The 21,737-nt window shown below is 61.2% G+C and carries 19 protein-coding genes; 10 read left to right on the top strand and 9 right to left on the bottom strand.

Annotated elements, in window-relative coordinates; all coding sequences use genetic code 11:
- Positions 1-286: 286 nt before the first annotated feature.
- Both VGN12_22690 and VGN12_22685 read left to right on the top strand, forming a co-directional pair.
- Positions 287-1,168: a PEP-CTERM sorting domain-containing protein gene (locus VGN12_22690; protein HEY4312274.1), complete on the top strand. Its 882-nt coding sequence runs from the start codon at positions 287-289 to the stop codon at positions 1,166-1,168.
- Positions 1,169-1,342: 174 nt separating this feature from the next.
- Positions 1,343-2,059 carry a hypothetical protein gene (locus VGN12_22685; GenBank protein ID HEY4312273.1) on the top strand — a complete coding sequence of 239 codons (717 nt, stop codon included), beginning with the start codon at positions 1,343-1,345 and terminating at the stop codon, positions 2,057-2,059.
- Between the two features lie 315 nt (positions 2,060-2,374).
- Here VGN12_22685 and VGN12_22680 read toward each other — a convergent pair whose 3' ends face one another.
- A complete protein-coding gene (locus tag VGN12_22680; GenBank protein HEY4312272.1) occupies positions 2,375-3,886 on the bottom strand; it encodes a hypothetical protein in 1,512 nt (503 codons plus the stop codon).
- A gap of 742 nt (positions 3,887-4,628) precedes the next feature.
- On the opposite strand from VGN12_22680, the gene VGN12_22675 reads away from it, so the two are divergent.
- Positions 4,629-4,763: a hypothetical protein gene (locus VGN12_22675; protein HEY4312271.1), complete on the top strand. Its 135-nt coding sequence runs from the start codon at positions 4,629-4,631 to the stop codon at positions 4,761-4,763.
- 127 nt (positions 4,764-4,890) lie between these two features.
- Here VGN12_22675 and msrB read toward each other — a convergent pair whose 3' ends face one another.
- Positions 4,891-5,526, bottom strand: a complete 636-nt coding sequence (gene msrB / locus VGN12_22670; GenBank protein HEY4312270.1) for a peptide-methionine (R)-S-oxide reductase MsrB — start codon at positions 5,524-5,526, stop codon at positions 4,891-4,893.
- A gap of 28 nt (positions 5,527-5,554) precedes the next feature.
- Complete coding sequence (locus VGN12_22665) at positions 5,555-6,097, bottom strand: DUF3124 domain-containing protein (protein HEY4312269.1); 543 nt, start codon at positions 6,095-6,097, stop codon at positions 5,555-5,557.
- Between the two features lie 318 nt (positions 6,098-6,415).
- Here VGN12_22665 and VGN12_22660 point away from each other — a divergent pair, with 318 nt between their 5' ends.
- The 4 genes from VGN12_22660 (at position 6,416) to VGN12_22645 (ending at position 9,390) form a co-directional block, all read left to right on the top strand.
- Positions 6,416-6,826, top strand: coding sequence for a hypothetical protein (locus VGN12_22660; protein ID HEY4312268.1), 411 nt, complete (start codon positions 6,416-6,418; stop codon positions 6,824-6,826).
- Between the two features lie 565 nt (positions 6,827-7,391).
- Positions 7,392-7,604 carry a hypothetical protein gene (locus VGN12_22655; protein ID HEY4312267.1) on the top strand — a complete coding sequence of 71 codons (213 nt, stop codon included), beginning with the start codon at positions 7,392-7,394 and terminating at the stop codon, positions 7,602-7,604.
- Between the two features lie 206 nt (positions 7,605-7,810).
- The gene (locus VGN12_22650) at positions 7,811-8,011 is read left to right on the top strand and encodes a hypothetical protein (protein HEY4312266.1); all 201 of its coding nucleotides are present in this window, start codon (positions 7,811-7,813) and stop codon (positions 8,009-8,011) included.
- A gap of 161 nt (positions 8,012-8,172) precedes the next feature.
- Entirely contained in the window at positions 8,173-9,390 is a 1,218-nt protein-coding gene (locus VGN12_22645; protein ID HEY4312265.1) for an NF038122 family metalloprotease, read from the top strand.
- Positions 9,391-9,800: 410 nt separating this feature from the next.
- On the opposite strand, the gene VGN12_22640 is transcribed toward VGN12_22645, so the two are convergent.
- Both VGN12_22640 and VGN12_22635 read right to left on the bottom strand, forming a co-directional pair.
- Positions 9,801-10,475, bottom strand: coding sequence for a hypothetical protein (locus VGN12_22640; GenBank protein HEY4312264.1), 675 nt, complete (start codon positions 10,473-10,475; stop codon positions 9,801-9,803).
- A gap of 375 nt (positions 10,476-10,850) precedes the next feature.
- Entirely contained in the window at positions 10,851-13,211 is a 2,361-nt protein-coding gene (locus VGN12_22635) for a tetratricopeptide repeat protein (GenBank protein ID HEY4312263.1), read from the bottom strand.
- A 270-nt stretch (positions 13,212-13,481) separates the two neighbouring features.
- On the opposite strand from VGN12_22635, the gene VGN12_22630 reads away from it, so the two are divergent.
- Complete coding sequence (locus VGN12_22630) at positions 13,482-16,514, top strand: PVC-type heme-binding CxxCH protein (GenBank protein HEY4312262.1); 3,033 nt, start codon at positions 13,482-13,484, stop codon at positions 16,512-16,514.
- A 24-nt stretch (positions 16,515-16,538) separates the two neighbouring features.
- On the opposite strand, the gene VGN12_22625 is transcribed toward VGN12_22630, so the two are convergent.
- Positions 16,539-17,198, bottom strand: a complete 660-nt coding sequence (locus VGN12_22625) for a tetratricopeptide repeat protein (GenBank protein HEY4312261.1) — start codon at positions 17,196-17,198, stop codon at positions 16,539-16,541.
- A 488-nt stretch (positions 17,199-17,686) separates the two neighbouring features.
- On the opposite strand from VGN12_22625, the gene VGN12_22620 reads away from it, so the two are divergent.
- Entirely contained in the window at positions 17,687-18,919 is a 1,233-nt protein-coding gene (locus VGN12_22620; GenBank protein ID HEY4312260.1) for an STN domain-containing protein, read from the top strand.
- A 263-nt stretch (positions 18,920-19,182) separates the two neighbouring features.
- On the opposite strand, the gene VGN12_22615 is transcribed toward VGN12_22620, so the two are convergent.
- On the bottom strand, positions 19,183-19,485 hold the full coding sequence (locus VGN12_22615; GenBank protein HEY4312259.1) for a polyhydroxyalkanoic acid system family protein: 303 nt from the start codon (positions 19,483-19,485) through the stop codon (positions 19,183-19,185).
- Between the two features lie 100 nt (positions 19,486-19,585).
- Positions 19,586-20,431, bottom strand: a complete 846-nt coding sequence (locus VGN12_22610; GenBank protein ID HEY4312258.1) for a sugar phosphate isomerase/epimerase family protein — start codon at positions 20,429-20,431, stop codon at positions 19,586-19,588.
- A 202-nt stretch (positions 20,432-20,633) separates the two neighbouring features.
- Between VGN12_22610 and VGN12_22605 the strand changes: the two genes are divergently transcribed.
- Positions 20,634-21,446 (top strand): hypothetical protein, encoded by an 813-nt coding sequence (locus VGN12_22605; GenBank protein ID HEY4312257.1) that lies wholly within the window; start codon positions 20,634-20,636, stop codon positions 21,444-21,446.
- 57 nt (positions 21,447-21,503) lie between these two features.
- On the opposite strand, the gene VGN12_22600 is transcribed toward VGN12_22605, so the two are convergent.
- Positions 21,504-21,689 (bottom strand): hypothetical protein, encoded by a 186-nt coding sequence (locus VGN12_22600; protein HEY4312256.1) that lies wholly within the window; start codon positions 21,687-21,689, stop codon positions 21,504-21,506.
- Between the last annotated feature and the right edge of the window lie 48 nt (positions 21,690-21,737).

Here is a 21,737-nt window from a genome sequence, read left to right as displayed (position 1 = left end):
AAAGCTTACCTGCTCGACGGAGGCACTTCACGGGGCATGAATTCCTTGCAATGGGTGGGCAGCGACATTACCTTCTAATGCACTGGCCGGTGCGGTAATCCGCCTGGTACGCATGGTCCGAGGTTAAGCTACTGCGACTCTCTTAAGCCGAATCACGCCACGCTGCCTCTATGGCGGCGATGCCGCGTCTTTCTGTCGGCACACTCCTTCTTCTTTTTTTGATGGCGTCGCTGCATGCGCTGCGCGATGGACGCCAAGAGATAGGCAACCACGGGGGAAGTTCACTATGTTTAGCCGAAGCTATCGCATCAGTCCGTTGCGCGGTGTCAGCGTATGTCTGTTGGCTTTTCTCATTGCAAGCTGTGCCGCCGCCACGGCTCGGGCTCAGATCGATTTCTACCGGTTCTTCAAAACCGACAATTATCAGCAGACGAGCGATGCACAGCCCACGGTTGCAGAATCGTTTGTAGGAAACGTCGACATCTTGTTCGACGACGGTTTGAACTTGACGCCAGCGCAAGTCAGTTCGACGAGTCCGTTATCACCGATGCCGCTCGGCCTGGTTGCGCCAGGCAACCTTCGCTTCTCGCAGTTGTATGCGAGTGCCGCAGCCCGAGACGTCGATTTTCCAGCCGGCACGTCGTACGACTATCAGGTTACCGACGGTCCAGTGGGGCCGGTGGATGCCGTACTGAATGTGCCGGTTAAGGACTTGTTCGCGCCACAGGTGCCGTACTTCACGGGCACCACGTACGATCAACTGCAGGGGCTGAATCCCACCAACGATTTCACGCTCCCCTTCAATGGATATGCGACGCCTGACGGCATCAACACTCCGTTGATTTTCATCGGGATCAATCGCGTCTCGGACGGGCAAAGTGTGTATGGGAATTCCGGCCCGAGCACATCGACGTCGTTCACGATTCCGGGTAACACGCTCGAACCGGGCACGCAGTACGACGTGAGCCTGGTCTATAGCGCGCGGATCGATACAGCGCGGGCGGGTTTTGGCGGGGCCACTTCCGAAGTGGGTTTCGACCTTCACACGGACCTGATCTTTACGACTGCCGTGCCCGAGCCGGCGACGTGGCTGCTGGCCGTGATGGGAGGGGCGGGATTCTTAGGCTGGCGACAGCGCTCTGGTTGCGGTTCCCAGCGGCACGGGTAAACGCCCTGATTTCATTGCAGGCGGGCAAACCATCCGCCGCGTACCAGCGGCCTGCTGGAAAAAGTTGTCAGGAAATGGTCCCCGGCGGTGCATTGATTGCAGAGCCGGAGTTGCGAGAAAACGGGGTTCGCAACAGCGCCAGGTTCCCTGCGATCGATAGGGGGAGTATTTCTCATGAATCGAGCCACCAGAGTGCTGTTTGCCGCGACGCTGGTTGTCCTAGTTGCCGGGCTGTCAGAAACGGCACAAGGGGCGATCGCCTTCGACAACAGCGCGGGGGTGCCGGGTGTGGGGCTGCAGAATTGGGCCGGAAATTTGGGGCTGGACTTCATCGTGAACAGTCCGGTCACGGTGACCCAGTTGGGAGTTTTCGACAACGGTGATCCGTCGCAACTGGACGGCGTTGCCGGCGCTGGCGTGACGGTCGGGATTTTCGACGTGACGTCAGGTTTGCTCGTCGCGCCGGGCCTGGTGATCAATCCCTCGACGCCGGGAACGCAGGTCAACGGCGACTACATGGTCGACGTGGCGCCGTTCAATCTCGCGCCAGGCCTTTACAGCATCGTGACGCTCGACGACCGGAACTACAACACGGGGTTTGGCGGGGGCGTGGAAGCCACGCTGAACGACGGTGGCGGATTATTGAACTTCAGTGCGAATCCGACGCTCACCGCGCGCTGGGATGGTTCGGGCACGTTTGGCTTCCCAACGTCCAACGTGGCGAATCCCCAGGGGGCCGATTCCGGGCAAGCCGTGCCTGTGCCACGATTCGACGCCGGCACGTTTGCCTTTCAGGCTACGGTCCCCGAGGCGAGCCCGGCCCTCATTTGGACCCTGCTCGGCGGAATGGGCTGCTGCGCGACCTGGTTGCGGGGCAAACGGCGGGGCTAGACGCGGGTCTGGCCGGGGTTCGCAATCCTAGGGCGGGACGGTGACGCCCCGGCCTCGAAGTGTCCAGCGACAGACCACGCTTCCCGGAACAGCAAATTCTTGGGGTAGCGGCTGCCGCGCGTGCGTATCATAGAGGTATGGGATCGACAAACCTGCCTCCTCGCCGCGATCTTACCGTCTGGCTACGGCAGAAACGCTGGGTGGCGCTGGCCATTGTCCTGCAATGTGCTCTGGCTGTTGGCGTGGTGCTGCTGATGGGATATTTATTCCCAGCGCACTGAGCTGCAGACGTGAGTCGCGGCGATGCGAAAGTGATTAAGAGGCGCCGTTGCGCATGCGAAGGAGCGCCTGTTCGGCTTGCGCGCGGGGAGGCCAATTCGGCGGCGCGTGTTCCAGGGCACGCTCCAAGTCAGCGATGCTGGCCCGGCGGTCGCGGCTATTGTTCGGGAACAAGGCCCGCATCAAGAGCGCGTCGTACGAGTCGGGATTCACGCGCAGCACGGCGTCGATGTCTTTTCGGGCGCTCGAAACATCGCCGAGCCAGGCACTGGCGGCGGCGCGCTGGATGTGCGGCGCGAGCCAATGGCTCTCCAAGCGAATGGCTTGCGAGTACTCACCGCGCGCTTCGTCGGCGCGCCCTTCGCTGAGCAACTGGTTGCCGCGACGGAAATGTTCTGGGGCGAAGACCCAGCCGGGCGGGTCGTTGTAATAGCCGACCTCGTGCGCGAGCGAGTGAATCGGGAATGTGCGTGTCCAGACGACGTGGGAAGCCGGCAACGACAGGTTCGCGATCAGCACCGCTGTTAACGCCTGGGGGCCATAGGCTCCTAACAAGTTCGTCAATTGCCACGCGCCCAGCAGCATGACCGGCGCCAGCACCATCAGCGTGCGCGACATGTCGGCCACGATCATCAGGCTGGCAAGTGCGGTGAGCGCGCTCACCGTGGCCAGGCCGACAGCCATCGCTCTGCGACCGCTAAGCCAGACGGCCACGATCGCGGCCGCGAACAGAACCCAGGCCGCGCGGAAGCCGCTCCATAGTCCCAGCGCGTAAGTGCCGAGACTCACGTCCTGCATTTTTTCGAGGTGGAAGTTCACGTGGCGCACGGCCTCGGCGTCGCCCGCGAGCCATTCGATCGCACGCAACGCGACGTAGGGGGAGCAAATCGCGCCGCCGATCAGCAGGTCTTTCAAGAAAGTTCGCACCGCCAGGTCCGGCAGCAAGACCACGGCCCGCACGGTGATGATCACCGGCAGCGCGAAAATAAAACGTTCGTCAATCCAGGGGACCAAGGCCCAGGCGGCGAGCGAAATCGGCCGCGACGGCACAAAGCTGGCAGCCAATAGTCCCAGCACCAACCACGAATCAAAATACGCCAGCCATCCGGTCGAAACGAAAAACCAGGAGAGCGCCGCGAAGAGCGCCGTGGCCAGCCACGTGAGGAACCAGTCATTCAATTGCCGGCGCGTTAGCCAGGCCACGAGCCATAAACATAACAGGCAGCCCAGATGCGGAATCGCCAGGTACATCGCGTGCGAAAGACGCAGCGCATGGCTAAGCACCGGAAATAGCAATCGGTACTTGATGCCGTAATGAGCGGTGTTCGGTATCTGTGCAGCGGGATCATCAAGCTGCACGAGCGCAAAGCGAGCGCGCTCCCATTCCGGAGCTGTGGGCTCGAGTTCGGGGAACCGAAGTCCCTGCCAGTTTGTGAAACAGGGAAAGAAAAAGACCAGCGTCAGCGCAGCCGTCGAGACGGCGACGCCCAGGCAAAGCCCTGCATCCCTGACGGCGACGAGGTCGCCGCGCCTCTTCTGTTGATTCATTCCGATCCGACGTAGCTCTGTTCCACGCGAACCAAATCATAGCGTCTCCTAGGGAGACGACTAGCCATGTAAAGATGAAACAACGGCGGCGCGACAAAGTGCCGCTAACGAAAATGGTGAAATGCTAATGCGTCGCTCATGAAATTATCATGAAGCCCACTAGTTAGTTGCATAATGATTCGCGCGTCGAATGCTTAATCGAGATTTACAGCGCTCGACTTGCAAACGGCATGCTGCGAAAACGTCGCGCGTTTACGGGGGGAATTCGTACTTCGCGCACGCGATGCTTGCTTAAGCCCTGCGAATGGCTGGTGCGAGCGTTTGAGCCGAGGTAAGCCATGCGGCATACCACGTGTTGTGGCCGTTCGCAGTGCTGCAGAGGGGAAGCAAGCGTTGAAAAAAATCTTTGCGAGCGAGAAGAAGAGACGCTCTCAGGCGTTGGTCACTTCCTCTCATAAATGCAAATGTGTTTCGAGAGACGGATCACTTGCGTCTTCGTCGCTGTCGTGGGGGTTGCTGTGGTGAGCGATCGGTGCTCATTAGGTGCCCGCGGGAGAGTCGTCGTCGGCGGCGATAACTAACGATGGCGCGAAAGCGGCGCGCTTCGGCAGGTCGTAATCGTCGGGCCTAAGCGTCTAGAGTTGGGTCGCCTATCGCCTTCGAATTGCTAGCGATTTGTCGACATCGTCGGTCTGCGCGGTAGAATCGGCGCAGTCTAGAGACCATCCTTGGAGAAACTGGGATGAAAAAGTCGAAGCGCCTTTGGTTGCAAGTGGGCGTCCTGCTTCTGCTGTCGTTCTACGCCACGTATGGAGTGGTGCTGCGCGTTCCGTCGCCGATCGTGAATCCGTCGGCGACTCAATCGCAGCTTCCGTGACTACTTCACGTGTCACGGCCGACCGTATTATGCTGACCCGCAGCAGTTTGAGCCGCCGTGACTACCGCTGAGCGATCCTCTGTGGGGCTCTGAGCGCCAGTTGATCTAACTCGTGGCGGACTGCTTCCTAATCACTCGCTGCCGGCGGGGCGTCTGACAATTCGGCCAAGGGATCGGCCAGCGTGGCCAATTGATCGCTCGCTGTGAAATTGAGCGCGGCCGAGTTCAGGCAGTAGCGCTGCCCGGTCGGCGCAGGACCGTCGTCAAAGACGTGTCCCAGATGCCCTGCACATCGCGCGCAAAGAACTTCCGTGCGTGCCATGCCGATGCCGATATCCATGTGCTCTTCGATATTATCGGGCGCGATGGGCTTCAAGAAACTTGGCCAGCCCGTGCCTGAGTCGAACTTGGCGTCCGACGAGAAGAGTGGCAGTGCGCAGCCTGCGCAGGCGTAGACGCCGTCTAGCTTGTTGTCGTGGAACCGGCCGCAGAACGCTCGCTCTGTCCCTTTGCTGCGCAGCACTTGAAATTGTTCGGCGGTGAGCCGGCGTTGCCATTGCCGGTCGCTGAGCACCAGCACCGGTGACTCGACAGGCCCAACCAATTCGCCAGCGGTATTGAAGACGTGAACGTAAACGGTGCGATTCGGATCGGCATCGGGATCGGTTTGCCAGGGCCAGATTTCGGCCCGTGTCGCGATCAAGGCGACTACGATCAAGGTCGCCACGAATGGGCCCAGGTAATCTCGCCAGCGCTTTGGCATGCAGGTTTTCCTTCAGGCGGTGTGCCGGTTACTTCGTGAGCGCGGCAGTGTTGACGACTCGGCCCGTCGTGGTAAAGGCGATGCCCAGGTTCGACGAAGCGTTGATCATCACGGCTTCGACCAGCGGACTGGCAGCGTCGGACTCGGCTTTCCATTCGATCAGGAAATTCGCGCCGGTACCGCCGGCGGTGTCGGCCTTGTCGACGACCAGGTTCGAGGTTTGCAGAGCAGCAAGCGCGAGGGGCTTATCCAGGTACTTCTTGATGAGTCGCCCTTTTGTGTCGTAGTAGTCGGCGCGCGTCACGGTGATGGCGTGGGTGGGATTGATGTTGTGAATCGAGACCGTCGCGGCCAGTTCCAGCGTGTGCTTGCCGTTCTCGTAAAAGATGCTGGAGTAGATCGGTAGATAGATCAGTTCTACACTTGGCACAGCGGCAGGTTTGTCGATCGGCGTTTTTTCGGCCGCGGCGAGGCGAGCTTGCAGCGAGTAGCTTACCGCCGCGCAGACCAAGATCGTCACGGTGATCCCCAGGGAAATCTTCGCCGCCGGTCCTGTGGTAGTGCTTCGCATGGAATATCCTCTCGAGAGAAGTGATACAGCAAACCGGGGCGGCGGTGCGAGTCAATCGTAGCCGGTGGACGCAATGTTTCCAGGCCGAGGTGCGTTGGCGAGCCTTCTAACGAGGCGCTTTTGCGAGCGCAGTGGCGGGATTTGTGGTCGGATGCCGTACGGGCCTTGGGAGATGAGACAGTGTCCGATCCGCCGGTCGGCAGCTAAGATGCGGATGGCAAACGGCATGCGTCCGTTTTTGAAACTGGCGCGCAAACGTCGGCCTCTGCGCCATAGAGGCGGACTGCGGTCTGGCGAATGGTCGATTGAGAGAATCGAATGAGCGAGCCACGTTCGAGCGGCCGCCGGCGGTTTCAATTCAGCTTGGGCACGATGCTCGTCCTGCTCACGCTGTTCGCCGTGTGGCTCGGTTGGGAGCTGGATTTCATTCGTGATCGGCAAGCCTGGATTCACGCGAACGGGCCACTGCTCGAGAACACGACGCCCAACCCGTTGCCGGCACCGAAGTTCGCACTTCCTGTCTGGCGGCACTGGCTGGGGGATACGGAAGTGCCGCGCATCTGGAATCGCGACGAGTGGAGCGACAAGGATCGCGCCTATGTCACGATGCTTTTCCTCGAGGCGAACTTCGAAGATCCGCCGAAGGTCAACGGCGTGACGTGGGTTTTTCAGCCGGGCCCGGTGAACGTCACTCCGGTTCCCAGTACGCCAGTGCCTGACAATCCCTAAGAGATGAATCTCGCCCGTTGCGGGTGCGCCGGCACGCAACTCGTCGGCCTCTTGCGGTCGCGATGATCGCAGTCTGATTGCGATCGCAAATCGGTCCTTGTCAGGATTGCCCCGTCCACTCGCGTATCTGTTACGGTCGGGGCGCAGGAAGCGTTTCGGGCTCGGCCGTCGGAAATGTTTTTTCCGACGGCCGTTTTTTTACCTTGCGGCGGCAACAGGCCGCTTCCCGTGACCTTGTGGGGAGATATGAGCACTGATTTCGAAATGACCCCGTCGCCGGTGCTGTTTGTATTCGGCACCGTTTGCGTGCTGGTTTCCCTAGCTCCTTTCGCGGCCCTGATTTGGGCTGTGGCGAGGAAGGGACGCGAAAGCCGACGTCCTTGAGGGAATTATGGCACGCCGTTCGCAAGGGAGTTCGGTCGGAACCGTGTGCCTTGAATGTCAAAGCCCAAGGCCACGGTTTGCCGCGGGCGCCGATGCCATATCCCAGTGATGTCGCGCATCGTGCGCGCCCGTGGTATTTATCGCATAGAGTGCTCGGCCAGGGGCGTGATGGAGTCCAGTCATGACCGAGGTTTGCTGTCCCCGATGCCATCGCGTTGCGCATCGTGACGCTTATCTGCCAAGGTTTGAAATCGATCCAAGCGGAGGCATGTCGATCAGCGGGGTCGACGTTTCGTACCGCTGCACGGGGGCGCAATGCGGTTATGTCTTTCACGAACGGGCGGCGATGCTCAGCGAGCCGGTTCCGTTGGAAACGGCCGGGTTTCCCGATTGAGGGTGCGGGCCGATTTACGGTGGGGGACACTCGCGCCGCCTCGGCCGCGCGATCGCAACGAAAACGTTGTCGCTCCTATAGCGTATTCGGCGCGGCGTTTGCTCTGGAGCAGGGTGCGTTGTTACCTGCAGTTTTAAGACGACTGGCTGTCTTACGTGGAGCACGGGCGGAACAGCTTGGCCCCGCCTGATTAGTGGAAAACTGTCATGAATCGATTGGCACCATACTTTCAAGGCTATTACCCCTCGGTGGAAGAAGCGCGGAAGCACGCGCAAGAGGTGTTGCTGTTCTGCATGGCGATCCGTCGCATCCATAGCGAATCGGGTCGCGAATTTGCCGAGGGGTTGCCGGAGATGGAGGCGTGGGCCGCCGACATGGTGCTGCGGCTGGGGCCGTCTTGCCAATAGGGCCCACCGGTCGATTCGCGGCCGGTACAGCTTTGGCAATCTCCCGTCATCGCGTCGCCGACGCCTGCCGCCCCCAACCGGAAAACTGGTAAAGCAGAATTTAGCCAGTCCTGATACGATATGGTCACCAATTCAGGGGTCGTGTACGGGACGAACAGTTGATGTCAGGGATGACTTTCGTGGGCCGGCGTGGGCGATCCTGCTGGACAGTGCTGGCCGTTATGGCGTTTGTGGGTGGGCACAGTGTTTCCACTAGTGCCATTACGATCGTGCCGACGTTCGACAGCACGATCAAAAGCGACCCGAACGCCGCGACGATCGAGGCGACGATCAACTCGGCGATCGCGATCTATGAACATATCATTACCGACTCGATCACGGTGAACATCACCTATCGGGAGATGACGACCGGCTTGGGAGAGAACAGCACCTATTATGATCCCATGCCTTATCAAAGTTACGTCGCGGCGCTAGCGACTCACGCGACGAGCACCAACGATGGCATTGCGGTCAGCCATTTGCCCAACACGGCGACGAACCCGGTCAATAGCAATGGTACGGTGAACGTGCAATTGCCCAACGCGCGGGCTTTAGGCATCAGTATCGTTCCGCCTGCTGGCATGCCGGACGGCACGATCTCGTTGAACACGTCGATCATGAATCTGTCGCGATCGGCGACCGATCCCACGAAATTCGATCTGATGTCGACGACGATGCACGAGATGGACGAAGTGCTGGGCTTTGGCTCGGCACTATCGAACGTGGCCAAAAATGGTGACCCGGCGCCGAGCACCGCTATCTGGCCGCTGGACCTGTTTCGTTACGATCAAAGCGGCGCCCGCAGCTTCTCGACGTCTCTGACCACCACCGCCTTTTTCTCCCTCAATGGCACGACCGACCTGGCGCAATTCAACCAGCATGCCGGCGGAGACTTCAGCGATTGGTATAGCTTTCCTAACGGCGCCGCGATTCCGCACGTGCAGGATGCCTACGCAACGCGTGGCGTGGCGCCGAATCTGGGCGTGGAATTCACAGGGCTCGACATTCTGGGATATCACCTGGTGCCGCTCAGCGGTGACGCTAACGGCGACGGCGTGGTGAATGCGCAGGACTTGGCCCTGGTGGCGAGCGGATGGCTGCGAACAGTCGCGAACCCCGGCGACGTGAATCACGATGGCATCGTCAACGGCCAGGATCTGGCGATCATCTCATCGGATTGGCTAGGAACCTACGGCAGCGCTGGGACGGGGGGGGGCACAGGCATGTCCGGTGGATCGCAAGTGCCTGAACCGTCGGCCTGGCTGCTGACGATCTTGGCTTCATGCGCGCTGTTGGGAACTGGTAGACGGCGGCGCGGCGATTGCCGTATTGCAGCCTAACGGTGCTTTCTCAATTCGTGATTGTGCAGCCGCGAGTTTCTCTCTTGCGCCGCGAATCATGATGCATACCGCGATGCCAGCACGCGTTGATCGGATGTGAATGGAAAAGTGAAGGCCGTGGGCGCTCGATCGTCATGCGATGTTACGGCGTAACACGGCATGCACTGGTTGAAATTCGCGCGACGCTTTTTTCTTGCGTTTCGCCGCACATCGTCCTAAGGTAACGATTAAGCCTGCGGTCCCTTTCCAGGGAGCGCGGGCGTCGAGCCGCCGGTGGCTTTCCTAGTTGAAAGCCTGATCCTGGCGGCTCGCTTTGTTTTCCAGGGGCGCTTCGGCGTGCGCTTGATCGGCGCGAGGCTGGAGATTCTGTCGCCGCGGCGGCTTCGATGAGCCGCATTGCTTCGCATCGATTAGCGCGGAGGCATTTGGCTGATCGGGCTTGGCTGCATTTTCGGCATTAGGCCGCCGGGGTGCAGCGTCGAAAGTCCGACGGCGCTCAGGTCGCCTGCCGACGTCGCCGGCTGAGGCGGCACTCCCAGATAGACGGCCCGGCCCGAGATGGCGAGCGAACCCGGCAGGACGCGGGCCACGGCGGTCGGCGATCGGCTGCCCGGTGCTTCGCGGCTGATGTGAGCGGGCAACCCGGGGCGCGCCGGTCCGCGCGACGATGCCGAGAAGACGGTCGTCAGCGGCGGCAGTCGGCGCATCGGAACGACGCTCGCCGCGGGTGCCACGAGGGCGCTCGTCAATTGAATATCGCCACCGGTGTGATTGGCGACCGTAGAGTAGGGCTGGATGCCCTGCGCTGCGCTTCCGCGTGGAAAGGTTTGCACCTGGCCGACGGTAATGCCCGGCAGTGCGGAGTGCGGCGATGTCGCGCGGACAACATCGGCCGGGGAAGTGCGCCGCGATGAAGTCGTGACGCTGGTCAAAGGTGGCAGACGGCGCATCGCGTCTGGCGCGACGGACGACTGCGCGCGAGCGAATTGCGAATGAATGAATAGCAGCGCAATGATGGGCAGAAGGCCAGCGCCGCGAAAGATGCCGCGTGTGCGGCTGCCGGATGACTGTGGATTCGATTTCATCTGCCACCGCCCGGCGGAATGCGGGCGGTTCCCCCTGATTCTTACCGAATGCGTGTGCCGAGTGCGGGTCGACAACTTTGCCGGTCGTGTGCGAGCGTACCCAGTGGGTAAAACGTTCGCGTCCTAAGAGCAATATCGGACGCAAGGGTTTTGCGGCTGGAATCGCCGCACAGAACTTTAATGCGCCGTGTATATTGCGCAAGATCGGTTGACATTAACGCGGCCCGCTGCGCGCCAGCACGCACAATGGGTGAGAGGTCTTAGGCCGTAAGATTTGTCCATCCTGCCTGGTCGCTCTTGGGCGATAGCAGGGCGCAGTTCACTCGCCTTCTGCGCCTATGCCGAACGGCAGAGCGATCAACAACCGCTCCGCCGCTAGTTCTGCGGTGCCGGAGCTGGTGCTGGAGCTGACGGCGGCGTGGCTGAAGGAGTGGTGGCTTCCGCCGCAGGAGCCTCGCCGGCAGGTGCTTCCGCAGCGCTTGGATTCGGATCGCTTGGTTCTGTTGTGCTCGGTACCGCAGCGGGCGGTTCGGCTGGGGAAGCGGCCGGTTTTTCTTCGCCTTCCTTCGTTGCTTCGCCTGATGGTACTGGCGCGCCGGGAACGTTCGCGGCGGGCGCGCCGTTTGCCGGCACGGCAGCCGCGGCGGCCGCCTTCTGCTGGGCCAGGAATTCGCGCAGTTTTTCGAGATTGCTTTTTGCCGCAACATGCGCGGGATCGAGCATTAGCGCTGTCTCGAATTCCTTTTCCGCCAGATCGAGCTTTCCTTCCTGGGCGCGAATCATACCGGCCAGGTTGTGGGCCGGCGCGCTTTTGTCGTCCAGCATCAGTGACATCTGCAATTGATTGGCGGCGTTCGGCACGTCCCCCTTCAGCAGCAGAACCGTGGCCAGTTCTTCGCGCGTTTTGGCATTGTTGGGGCCCAACTGTGCGGCAAGTGCGAGGGCTTGGATCGCGTCGTCCAGTTTGCCTTGCTTGCGCAGCGCGATGCCCAGGTTCTGTTGGGCGAGCGCATTGTGCGGACTCAATTCGAGCGACTCGTGCAGCTTTTCGATCCCTTCGTCGACCTGCTGCTTGTCGATCAGCAATTGCCCAAGACTGGCGAGCGCCAAGGGACTCTTCTCGTTCAATTCCAATGCGGCTTCGTAGTGCTTAATGGCATCATCGTCACGATTAGCAAGATGCAAGACATCCGCCAGGTGACGGTGCAGTTCGGCGCTTTCCAGATCGGAGTGCTCGGCCGTTAAATCCTCTTCGAACTGCGCGATGCCCGCATCAAGCTGGTCGGTCAGTGACAAGGCCCGGCTCAGATCGCCCAGATGCCAGTTGCTCTTGGTCATCGTCTCCAGGCCGGCGCGGTAATGTGGAATCGCCTCGTCGGTACGGCCGCGATGGTCGAGGAAATCCGCCAGGTTGATCTGCGCCATCCAACTGTCAGGATTTTCGGCGATCACGGCGGTGTAGAGCGTTTCGAGATTCTCGTAGACGTGTGTTTGCTGATGAGCGGCCACCACCAACGGGACGAGCAACAGGCCCCCAGCTGCGGCGGCCACGACGCGCGGCAAGTTGCGGCCGATCAAGGTCAACGCGGCGGCAGTCAAAGTTAGGAGCGCAATCGAGGCCTGGTATTGGAAATGGTCAGCCACGAGCGCGTAGCGGAACGGATAAACGTTGAAGAAGCCCAGCGCCGGCGCCACGCCAATGGTGAAAATCAGCGCCGCCGCGGCCGGACCACGGCCGATCGTACCGCGCGCTAACCACAGCGCGACGAGCGTGGCAACAGCCCCCACCGGGAACAGGTATTGCCACCACACCCGGGCGTCGATGTCAAAGCGGGGATAGAAAAAGACGAGCGGATGAGGCCAGACGAGTTTGCCGGCATAGAACCACAGCGCGCGTCCGGCGATCAACATGCGTTCGACCAGTGAGTAATTCCATTCGGCGCCTGCCGCACCGACGTACGTCGTTTCCAGCCAGACCGTGATGCTGCCCAGCACCGCGCCGAAGATAAAGAACGGGATCAACTCACCCACGTCGCGACTGGTTATACGGCCCCGTTTCCACCAGTAGATCACCAACAGCACCGCCGGCACGACGGCCGTGACGGTCTTGCTCAGTAGCGCGGCGACGAACAAACCAAGCGCGAGTTCGTAGTCCCAGCCCTCGGTGGGACGCTTGGCATCGGCCGGCTCGTCAGGAGGCGCATAGCGCAGATAAACCAAGATCGAAGCGAGCGCAAAAGCACACGACTGCACGTTCTTCAGTTCCGAGACCCAGGCCACGCTTTCGACGCACACCGGATGCACGGCGAATATCGCGGCTGCCAACCAGGCGCCAGGCACGTTCAGACGCAGTAGCACGCGCCATAGCAGGATTACGCCCGCCGCATGCCACAGCATGTTCACCAGGTGGTAGCCGTGGGGGTCGAAGCCCCAGATCTGATATTCGACCCACAGCGTGGTATGCACCAGTGGGTAGTACTGCGGGATGGTGCCCCACTTGAACCACATGTTGTAGAGCCCGGCCGGTTCGCGCAGCGCCAGGTTACTCAGGACGTGTGCGTCGTCGTCCCAGATGTAGCCATTGCTCAGGGCCGGCCAGTAAACCAGCAGGACCAAGAAGGCGAGCAATCCCCCCCACAACCACGGCTGCCAATCGAACGGTTCGCTGGCAACCTCGGGGACGTTGTCGAGGACTTCGGTCTCGGGCTCAGACTCGGGCGTGGTCGGCGAACTCATCGGGGCGGCGTCCTCGGATGTCGGGCGGCGAGAGGAGTTGGGAATCCCCCAGTATTGTTTGTCGCTCCCAGCCTTGCAACGATATCCAAGGGGGGCATAACGGTCTGTTCCGATGCAGGTTGAACCGTACGGCTTGCACCGCATTTGCCGGTGCGACGGGTGGTTGTGTAACCGCCGTCTTGGGCCAAAATAGCTCCCTGCCTCGCGCCCGTTCGAGCCAGACGCTTTCGGGGTGGTGTGCGAACCTTCAGTCCTTTGGTGTTACCGACGATGCTGCGACTTCTGCCCGCTCTGCTGCTGTTGCTCTTGCCCGGATTCTGCCGAGCCGCCGAGACGGCGGCCCAAACTGCGGATGTGAAAAACACGCAGGCCGAGACGATTCGGCTGCTGACGCCCGACGAGGCGCTGCGCAGCATCACGCTGCCCGAGGGTTTTCACGCCACATTGTTTGCGTCGGAGCCGGTCGTTTCGCAACCAATCGGCATCGCGACCGATCCGCGTGGACGACTATGGGTTGCGGAGAACAATTCGTATGCCGAATCGGCCATCGGGTTCGACGACTCGCAACGTGATCGGATCGTGATTCTCGAAGATGCCGATCACGACGGCCGCGCCGAACGGCACAAGGTCTTCTGGGACCAGGGGCGCCGGCTGACGAGTGTCGAGCTGGGGCAGGGGGGCGTGTGGGCGTTGTCGCCGCCGCAGTTGCTTTTCATTCCTGATCACAACGGCGACGACGTGCCGGACGGTCCGCCCGAGGTGGTGCTGGACGGGTTCAACGACAAGGAAGTGCGGCACAACATCGCCAACGGCTTGCGCTGGGGACCGGACGGTTGGTTGTACGGTCGGCAAGGAATTCTCGTGACTTCGATGGTCGGGCGGCCTGGCACACCACCGGCCGAGCGGACGCCGACCAGTTGCTCGATCTGGCGTTACCATCCGACGCGCAAGGTTTACGAAGTGTATTGCCGGGGCACGACGAATTCTTGGGGCATGGATTGGGACGAGTTCGGCGAGCCGTTTTTCATCAACACCGTGATCGGCCACTTATGGCATGCTCTGCCCGGCGCGCATTACCGCCGCATGTATGGCGAGGACGACAATCCGCACATCTATCAACTGATCGAGCAGACGGCCGATCACTTTCATTGGGATACGGCCGAATCGTGGCACGACATCCGGCAAATCGGTGTCTCGCCCACCACGGATCAGGCAGGCGGCGGTCACGCGCATAGTGGGCTGATGATCTATCAGGGCTTGAACTGGCCCGAGCGTTATCGCGGCACGCTGTTCACGATCAACTTTCACGGTCGGCGGTTGAACAACGACATGCTCGAGCGACAGGGGGCGGGTTACGTCGCGCATCATGCGGCGGACTTCATGAAGACCTCGGACCCGTGGTTTCGTGGTCTCGATCTGATCACCGGTGCCGATGGTGGCGTGTACATCGCCGACTGGAGTGATATCGGCGAATGCCATGACAACGACGGAATTCATCGTTCGTCGGGGCGTATCTACAAGATCGTGTACGGCCAGCCGGAACGACCGGCCATTGCGGACGTGTCGAAGCTTTCCGACGAGAAACTGATCGACTTGCAATTTCAGGGCAATGAGTGGCTAGTGCGGCAGGCGCGGCGCGTGCTGGCGGATCGGATTCGCAAAGACGCCAACGTCGAAAAGCGACTGGCCGAATCGCTGCAAGCACGGTTCGCTGCCGCCGCTGAACCGCGCGACCGGGTGCGCGCCTTGTGGTGCCTCGAGTCGATGCGTCGGATCGACGACGGGTGGCTGCGTACATTGCTGTCGGATCCGGACGAGCATGTGCGGGCCACGGTGGTCCGGATCATGACCGACCGCGGAGTAAACGCAGCAACGGCCAACGACCTGGCCAGGCGAGTTAGCGCTGAACCCTCGGGCCTGGTCGTGGTTTACATGGCCTCGGCCCTGCAGCGGTTCGGCAATGACGATCGTTGGAATTTGGCGCGAGCACTGGTGACGCGCGGCGATTTGGCGACCGATCCCGTTTTTCCGCTAATGCTGTGGTATGGCATCGAGCCGGTTGTGCCCGAGAAACCCGGCGAGGCGGTCGCGCTTGCCGCCGTGTGCAAGATACCGCTGGTGACGCAATTCATCGCGCGGCGTTTGACGGAAAACCTGAAGGCGGTCCCGGCGCCGGTCGACGCACTGGTGGCCTTGGCGAGCGATCCGCAATCGCCCGATCGAACGAAAGCGATTCTGACGGGTATGTCCGAGGCGCTGCGGGGATGGCGGCAGGCGCCGATTCCTAAGAAATGGGACGCGTTGCAACAAATCGCGACTGCGAAGAGTGACAAGGACATCGAGCGCCTGGTGCGCGACCTGTCGGTCGTGTTCGGTGATGGTCGGGCACTCGATAGTTTGCTGGTGATCGCGGCAAACCATGACGCTGACCCGGCCGCGCGACGCGATGCGCTACGCGTGCTCGTCGAAGCCCGGGCCACGGCTCTGGTGCCGCTGCTGTTGAAGATGGCTGACGAACGCAATTTAGGGGCGGATGCGGTCCGTGCGATGGCCGCGTTCGACGATGCCTCGATACCTGGGTTCTTGTTGACCAGCTATGGGAACCTGAAAGAGCCGGCCCGCGAAGCCACGATCATCACGCTCGCGTCCCGGCCCGCCTGGGCGCGGCAACTGCTAACGGCAGTAGCGGCAGGCGTGATCGATCGTGGGCAGGTGCCGGCGTTTCAGGTGCGGCAGATGGCGGCATTTCCGGATGAAACGGTTCGTGGCCAGGTGAACGGACTATGGCCCGAACTCCGTTCCGTGCCCGAGGTGAAAAAGCAGCGCATCGCGCAACTGAAAGCTTCGCTGCCCGTGGCGGACCTGGCCACGGCCAATCTTTCGCAGGGTCGGGCCCGATTCGTCAAAGCGTGCGCGACGTGCCACATGTTGTTTGGCCAGGGGGCGAAGATTGGCCCCGATCTGACCGGCGCGCAGCGCGTGAACATTGATTATCTGCTCGAAAACATCGTCGATCCCGCGGCCACGGTGACGCCGGTTTACCGGCTATCGAACGTGGCACTGGCCGATGGTCGGTTGTTGAGCGGCATCGTGTCGGACCAGGCCGGCGAGACGATCGCGATTCAAACCCCCACAGAGCGAATTGTGGTGAGCCGGAAGGATGTGGATGAAGTCCACCCCTCGACGCAGTCGCTGATGCCTGAGGGCGTGCTCGACACGCTCACGCCGGAGCAGCAGCGCGACCTGATCGCTTATCTGATGTCGCCCCAGCAGGTGCCACTACCGGCGACGGCCGGCGAGTGAATCGACTCCGACCAGACGCGACGCCTACAGGTTATTTCGCAGCGTGCGTTCCAGGTGCTGGATGCTGGCGCGGACGCCTTCCAGACCAGGGTTCAGACGCAGGGCGCGGCGGAAGCATTCCAGGGCCGAGGCGGCATTGCCCAGTTGCAAATAGCACTGGCCCATGCCGGCGGCCGCGGCGAAATGGTACGGGTTGATCTCGAGCGCCTCGCGGCAATCGCCGATCGATTCGACGAAGTGCCGCAGCCCGAAATTGGCCACGGCCCGCTGGTTCCAGACCTCGGCGAAGAGTCGGGCCTCGAGCAATAGCTCGGTAGCGCGCGAGGCGGCGATCTCGTACTGCTTTTTGGTATTCAGGCGGATAATCGAGCGTAGACGCTGCTGATGCGTTTCGCTGCCGGCGCGGCACCAGACCGAGCGAATAGCGTCCTCGGCCAGAGTTCGCACGCCGCGGTCGGTGTCGGTCAACGCCCGACCGAGCACGGCGTTCGATTCATAACCACCCAGCGAACCCAGACCCAGTGCGGCGGCACGGCGCAGCATGCGCGGGCCGGCGGCCAGCAATCGTTCGAGGGTCCCGGGGGTGTAACGTCGCGAGATGCGACGGGCAAAAACGGCGCTATCCTTCGTATCGAGGTAGTCCGTGTAGTAAGTCAATAATACGGCTGCACGCTGTGATCCCATGCTGCAAACTCCGCGGTGCGAATCAGAAGAGAACTACCGGCGACGCAGCGGCACGACCGTGCCCCAGGCATTGTTTCTCAAGCAATCAAACACGCGAATCACGCTTGTCGGTTTGCCGCGACGAGTCGCCCCCCGAAAAGCAATCGCAAAGCAAACGGACAACTCGCGAGTCTGACTAACCCCAAGTTCCTTTGAGTGTAGCCACAGACTACAGAGAGCTAAAGTGGATTTATCGCGATCGCGACAAATTCTCTTCTTTCGCTGCATTGTCGGTATGGGCAAAATATGACCAGGAGGTTTTTTCTTGTAGCGCGAGCCGGCGGGGGGGGCCAATAACCGCCCGGAAAATCCGCAGATGACCGCGAGTCAAGAAAAAAATCGTTGCGTATTTTGTCGAGAGGCATTCGCGGGTTCGTATGTCGGTCGAGGAAGGTTAGTTTCGAATGAGTAACACCGCGTTATGCCAAGGCAGGAGTTGCGAACGTGTCATGTCGACCACGCGCGCAGCGTCAATTTCGTTTTGGCTGATGCTGGCAGTGGTCTTGCTGATGTCGTGGCTGACGGTCGTGCGTTCGACGGTCGCGGCACAGCTCGACAGCAACATAAAAGCACTAGCCCGAAACCGTGCCGGCGACCGACAGGCCCGCGCAACCGCTCATCGAGGCCGGGTGGGCCGGCTGCCGCAAGAGGCGGCGCCGCCCAAAAATTTTTTGACAGCCGATCAGCTCGCCCGGCTGGGGCCGATTTCGTATACCGCGATCAACTCGCCGCTGCGGCAGGCGCTGCGCAGTCTCTCGCAAGCCCTGCGGGTGGCGATCGTCGTCGATCGGCGCATCGACCCTGACCAGTCGGTCGATATCGAGCTGGTTGACGTGCCGCTGGACGAGGCGCTGGCGGTCATCGCGAAACGGGCCGGCGGCGGGGCCAGTATCCTGGGGCCCGTGGTCTATATCGGTCCGCAGGAAACGGCCGGGCAGCTGCGCACCTTGTCGGCCTTGGCGACGCAAGAAGTGCAAAAATTGCCGGCCCGGCAGAAGAGCGCTGCGCTACTAAGCCGGCCGCTCGACTGGCAGGCGCTAACCACACCGCAACAGGTTTTCGAACGCCTGGCGAAAGAGGCGTCGATCCCGATCCGTGGGCAGGAACGGCTGCCGCACGATCTGTTGGCAGCGACCGACTTGCCGGCGCTGTCGTGGATCGACCGCGTAACGCTCACGGCGGCGCAATTCGGCCTGCGGCCCAAGCCGGACGCGGCTGGCGGGTCGCTGGAACTGATGCCGATCGACGAGGACGTGCGACTGGAACGCAGTTATCCGGCTGGGCGCGATGGGGCGAAGACCGTGGCTGACTGGCAGAAGCGAGCTTCGGAAGCCACCGTGAAGTTATCGGGTGGGCGGATCATCGTTCGAGCGACGGTCGAGGATCACGAACGGCTGTCGCCTACGCGCACGGAGCGGACCCCCAACACTACGCCCGGCCAGCAGGTTTACACGCTATCGCTGGAGGGGATGAAGCTGGAAACGTTCCTGGCGCAACTCGAACAGAAGCTGTCGCTGTCGTTCGAGCTGGCAGGCGAAGGGATCAAGCTCGACGCGCCGGTAAACGTGGACGTCAAGAACGCGTCGCTGGACGAACTGTTGCGCGCGGCGTTCGAGCCATTGGGACTGGAATTCCGACGGAGGGACAAGGCGGTAACCGTGCGCGCGAAGGAGAAATCGTGAGGATTGCTGGCGCGTTGACAATCTTGCGTTTGCCCTCTCCCCCGCGGGGGAGAGGGGTTTGCTTGGCAGACGCAGCTGTAGCACGCACACAACTACTTGGCGCACGCAGCTGCGTTGCGGGTGTCACTGCAGCGCGCAGAAAGGTGCTTCGCGCGTGTCGCTGCAACGCGCGCAAAGGTACATTGCACGTGTCGCTGCAGCGCGCATAGGAACACTTGATGAGAGAGGTAAGACCGAGTTCGGCGCGCCCCGCGACGCTCGCTTTAGGCGAGCAGCCGGGTGAGGGCGTCCTTGAATTCTTGCTCGATCTTTCCCTTGAACATCATGGCGGCGAACGGCAGGTCGCCGTCGAGCTTGACTTCCGACGGTTCCACGGCGATGGCGCCCTTGATCGGGAAGCCGAACGTGGTGAAGCCGAAGTTCAAGACGTTGTCGGCCCAGGTCTCTTCCAGGTTGCTGACCTGGCCCTGGTACTTTTCCTTAATCTTGGGGATGAAGCCCTTCAGCTTCTCGATGGCCTGCTCGAGACCAAGACCGTGGGGGACGGTGACGCTCATCTTCGGCATGGTGGACCTTCCTTTTTGCATGCGCCGCGAAACGGGCGCGATGTCGTGAAACGGGACGAACGAACGCAACGGCCGCCACGCCGTCGAACTCGTTAATGGACTAGGAAAGAATCTTGGCCTTCAACTCTTCGAGCAGGCGGACCGCGCGGCCGATTTCGGCTTTTTGCCGCTCGGGTTCCTGCGGGATCTCGCGCTCGATGGTCAGCGGACCTTGATAGCCAATCTTATAAAGGGTGCGCAGGTAATTTTCCATGCCCACGTCCCCCTCTCCCAGCGGAACCTCGGCGCCCCACTCCTGGCCCGGCCGGGCGGCCCAGGTGCCGTCCTTGCAATGAATGCTGCGGACGAACTTGCCGAGTTGCTCGAGGGCCGCGATCGGCTCGCCCGACCCATACAGGATCATGTTGGCGGGATCGAAGTTGATGAACAGGTTCGATCGGTCGACATCTGCGATGAATTTTAGCAGCGTGTCGGCCGGCTCTTGTCCCGTTTCCAGGTGCAACGCCTGGCCGTTAGCCCGAGCGTGATCGCACACCTGGCGAGTGACTTCGAGGACTTCCCGATAGAGCGGGTCGCTGGCGTCGTGCGGCACAAAGCCCAGGTGCAGGGCGATCACGTCGCAGCCCAACAGCTTGGCGAAGTCCGAGATTTCGAGCATCTCGCGGGTCCGCGCGGTGCGGGTTTCGCGCGGCACCAGGCCAACGGTGCGAACCACGGTGGGAATGTCGGCGTAGCTTTCGCCGTCGAAGCCGCCGAACACGGCGGTCAGGCGGATGTTGGCCGCGGCCAGCCGGTCGAGAAATTCGCGAGCCCGCTCGGGCGTGCGCGTGGCGGCGGCCGGCGCGTGTAGTTGAATTGTGGGAACGCCCAGGTCGCGCGCCACCTCGAGCTTGACCCCCAGCCCCGCATCAATACTGGCAAACACGCCAATCGGCCAACGATCCACGGATGATCCCTTTCAGGAAAAAAATGACGGGAGCCATGCCACCAGTCCGAGCGTGGGCATTGTAGCAAGTTCCGACACAGGGAAGGGGAGGGCCATGGGTGAGGCATTTAGTCGACCGTCGTTCGAATGATCGCTATAAATGTTCTCAACCCGGGGCGTCGAAGACACTTTTCATCGTTGTTGCTAGGGCAAGTCACGGCTAATGAGTCTACCGGTACGCATCCACCGCTTGCTAATCGTGTTTGTTGCGTGTGTGTTGATTTTTGGATCGCAAGCAGGTGCCGAGCAAACGATTGTCGATGATGTACAGGGCTTCACCTTAACATTGCCCGATGACTTCGTCGCCAAAATGGTTGACGCTGTCCCTGGGATCGTGCATGGTTTTGTCCTTGGCGATCATGCCGACGATCAATTGGACGTGGTTCTGCTCATCGAGAAAATGAACGGGACGATCGGTCGCGAGCATCTCAAGCAAGCGGATATGCCGCCCGACTTCAAAGGGCGATTGTTCACAATGCCGTGGCAAGGATTCGAGGTCGACGGCTTCGAAGTCCCCGGGCTCGTCGGTCAAACGCAGACCGTTACATACAACGTGCAAATTCCGCTGAAGCGGGCTGCTATTCAAATAAAGCCTTTCGGCGCGGCCGATCGGGAAGCAGAACTGAAATCATTGCTCACTACCATACTCGCGGGACTGAAGGGGGAGTCGAATTGGTTCACCTCGGTCGCGCCTGCGTTGCCGGTAACCTCCTCGCCGAGTTATGGCTATGTCCTCTTGGCGTTCGCACTGCTGCTGGTGCTTGCTGGCATGGTGCTGCTTTGGCTTTTATCTCGCAACGCCCCCAAGGGCACTGTTCTGTTGATTGCCATCGCAGTCTACTGCGGCGGGTTGGCGCTCGCTGGTATCAGCGTTCGTGAAATTGTCATGCTGAGCGGGGCGCTGAAGATGCTCGGATTTGCGGGGGGCATTTTGGGAATTGTTGACATACTGCGGAGGCGCGCAAAGTCGCGCTGAATTCCACACGCGGGTTGTCGCGAATGGCAGCCTGGCGCGACGGCGACCGGCGTTGCTTTACGGCGTCTCTTTAGATGCCATCAGAACGGCGATCAGGGCGCCGGCTAGGGTGCCGAGGCCAGCGATGGCGGGCATGGTGAAGCCGTGCGTAGCGATCCAGGCTGTGACGCATCCCATGAACAGGACGATCGTCACGGTGAGGAATTTCAGTCCCTGGCGGCGAATCGATGATGTGTGAGCCATGACTCAAACATAGGTCGCGGATCGCCGGGTGAATTATCCCGGTATTTT

Source organism: Pirellulales bacterium (assembly GCA_036499395.1).
Taxonomy (GTDB): Bacteria; Planctomycetota; Planctomycetia; order Pirellulales; family JACPPG01; genus JACPPG01.
This window is presented reverse-complemented; position numbering and strand designations above follow the sequence as displayed.

What these genes read in the sequence shown, in the direction of transcription:
- VGN12_22690 (HEY4312274.1), top strand. Translation starts at nt 287, where the DNA reads ATGTTTAGCCGAAGCTATCGCATCAGTCCGTTGCGCGGTGTCAGCGTA.
- VGN12_22685 (HEY4312273.1), top strand. Translation starts at nt 1,343, where the DNA reads ATGAATCGAGCCACCAGAGTGCTGTTTGCCGCGACGCTGGTTGTCCTA.
- VGN12_22680 (HEY4312272.1), bottom strand. Translation starts at nt 3,886, where the DNA reads ATGAATCAACAGAAGAGGCGCGGCGACCTCGTCGCCGTCAGGGATGCA.
- VGN12_22675 (HEY4312271.1), top strand. Translation starts at nt 4,629, where the DNA reads ATGAAAAAGTCGAAGCGCCTTTGGTTGCAAGTGGGCGTCCTGCTTCTG.
- msrB (HEY4312270.1), bottom strand. Translation starts at nt 5,526, where the DNA reads ATGCCAAAGCGCTGGCGAGATTACCTGGGCCCATTCGTGGCGACCTTG.
- VGN12_22665 (HEY4312269.1), bottom strand. Translation starts at nt 6,097, where the DNA reads ATGCGAAGCACTACCACAGGACCGGCGGCGAAGATTTCCCTGGGGATC.
- VGN12_22660 (HEY4312268.1), top strand. Translation starts at nt 6,416, where the DNA reads ATGAGCGAGCCACGTTCGAGCGGCCGCCGGCGGTTTCAATTCAGCTTG.
- VGN12_22655 (HEY4312267.1), top strand. Translation starts at nt 7,392, where the DNA reads ATGACCGAGGTTTGCTGTCCCCGATGCCATCGCGTTGCGCATCGTGAC.
- VGN12_22650 (HEY4312266.1), top strand. Translation starts at nt 7,811, where the DNA reads ATGAATCGATTGGCACCATACTTTCAAGGCTATTACCCCTCGGTGGAA.
- VGN12_22645 (HEY4312265.1), top strand. Translation starts at nt 8,173, where the DNA reads ATGTCAGGGATGACTTTCGTGGGCCGGCGTGGGCGATCCTGCTGGACA.
- VGN12_22640 (HEY4312264.1), bottom strand. Translation starts at nt 10,475, where the DNA reads ATGAAATCGAATCCACAGTCATCCGGCAGCCGCACACGCGGCATCTTT.
- VGN12_22635 (HEY4312263.1), bottom strand. Translation starts at nt 13,211, where the DNA reads ATGAGTTCGCCGACCACGCCCGAGTCTGAGCCCGAGACCGAAGTCCTC.
- VGN12_22630 (HEY4312262.1), top strand. Translation starts at nt 13,482, where the DNA reads ATGCTGCGACTTCTGCCCGCTCTGCTGCTGTTGCTCTTGCCCGGATTC.
- VGN12_22625 (HEY4312261.1), bottom strand. Translation starts at nt 17,198, where the DNA reads ATGGGATCACAGCGTGCAGCCGTATTATTGACTTACTACACGGACTAC.
- VGN12_22620 (HEY4312260.1), top strand. Translation starts at nt 17,687, where the DNA reads ATGTCGACCACGCGCGCAGCGTCAATTTCGTTTTGGCTGATGCTGGCA.
- VGN12_22615 (HEY4312259.1), bottom strand. Translation starts at nt 19,485, where the DNA reads ATGCCGAAGATGAGCGTCACCGTCCCCCACGGTCTTGGTCTCGAGCAG.
- VGN12_22605 (HEY4312257.1), top strand. Translation starts at nt 20,634, where the DNA reads ATGAGTCTACCGGTACGCATCCACCGCTTGCTAATCGTGTTTGTTGCG.
- VGN12_22600 (HEY4312256.1), bottom strand. Translation starts at nt 21,689, where the DNA reads ATGGCTCACACATCATCGATTCGCCGCCAGGGACTGAAATTCCTCACC.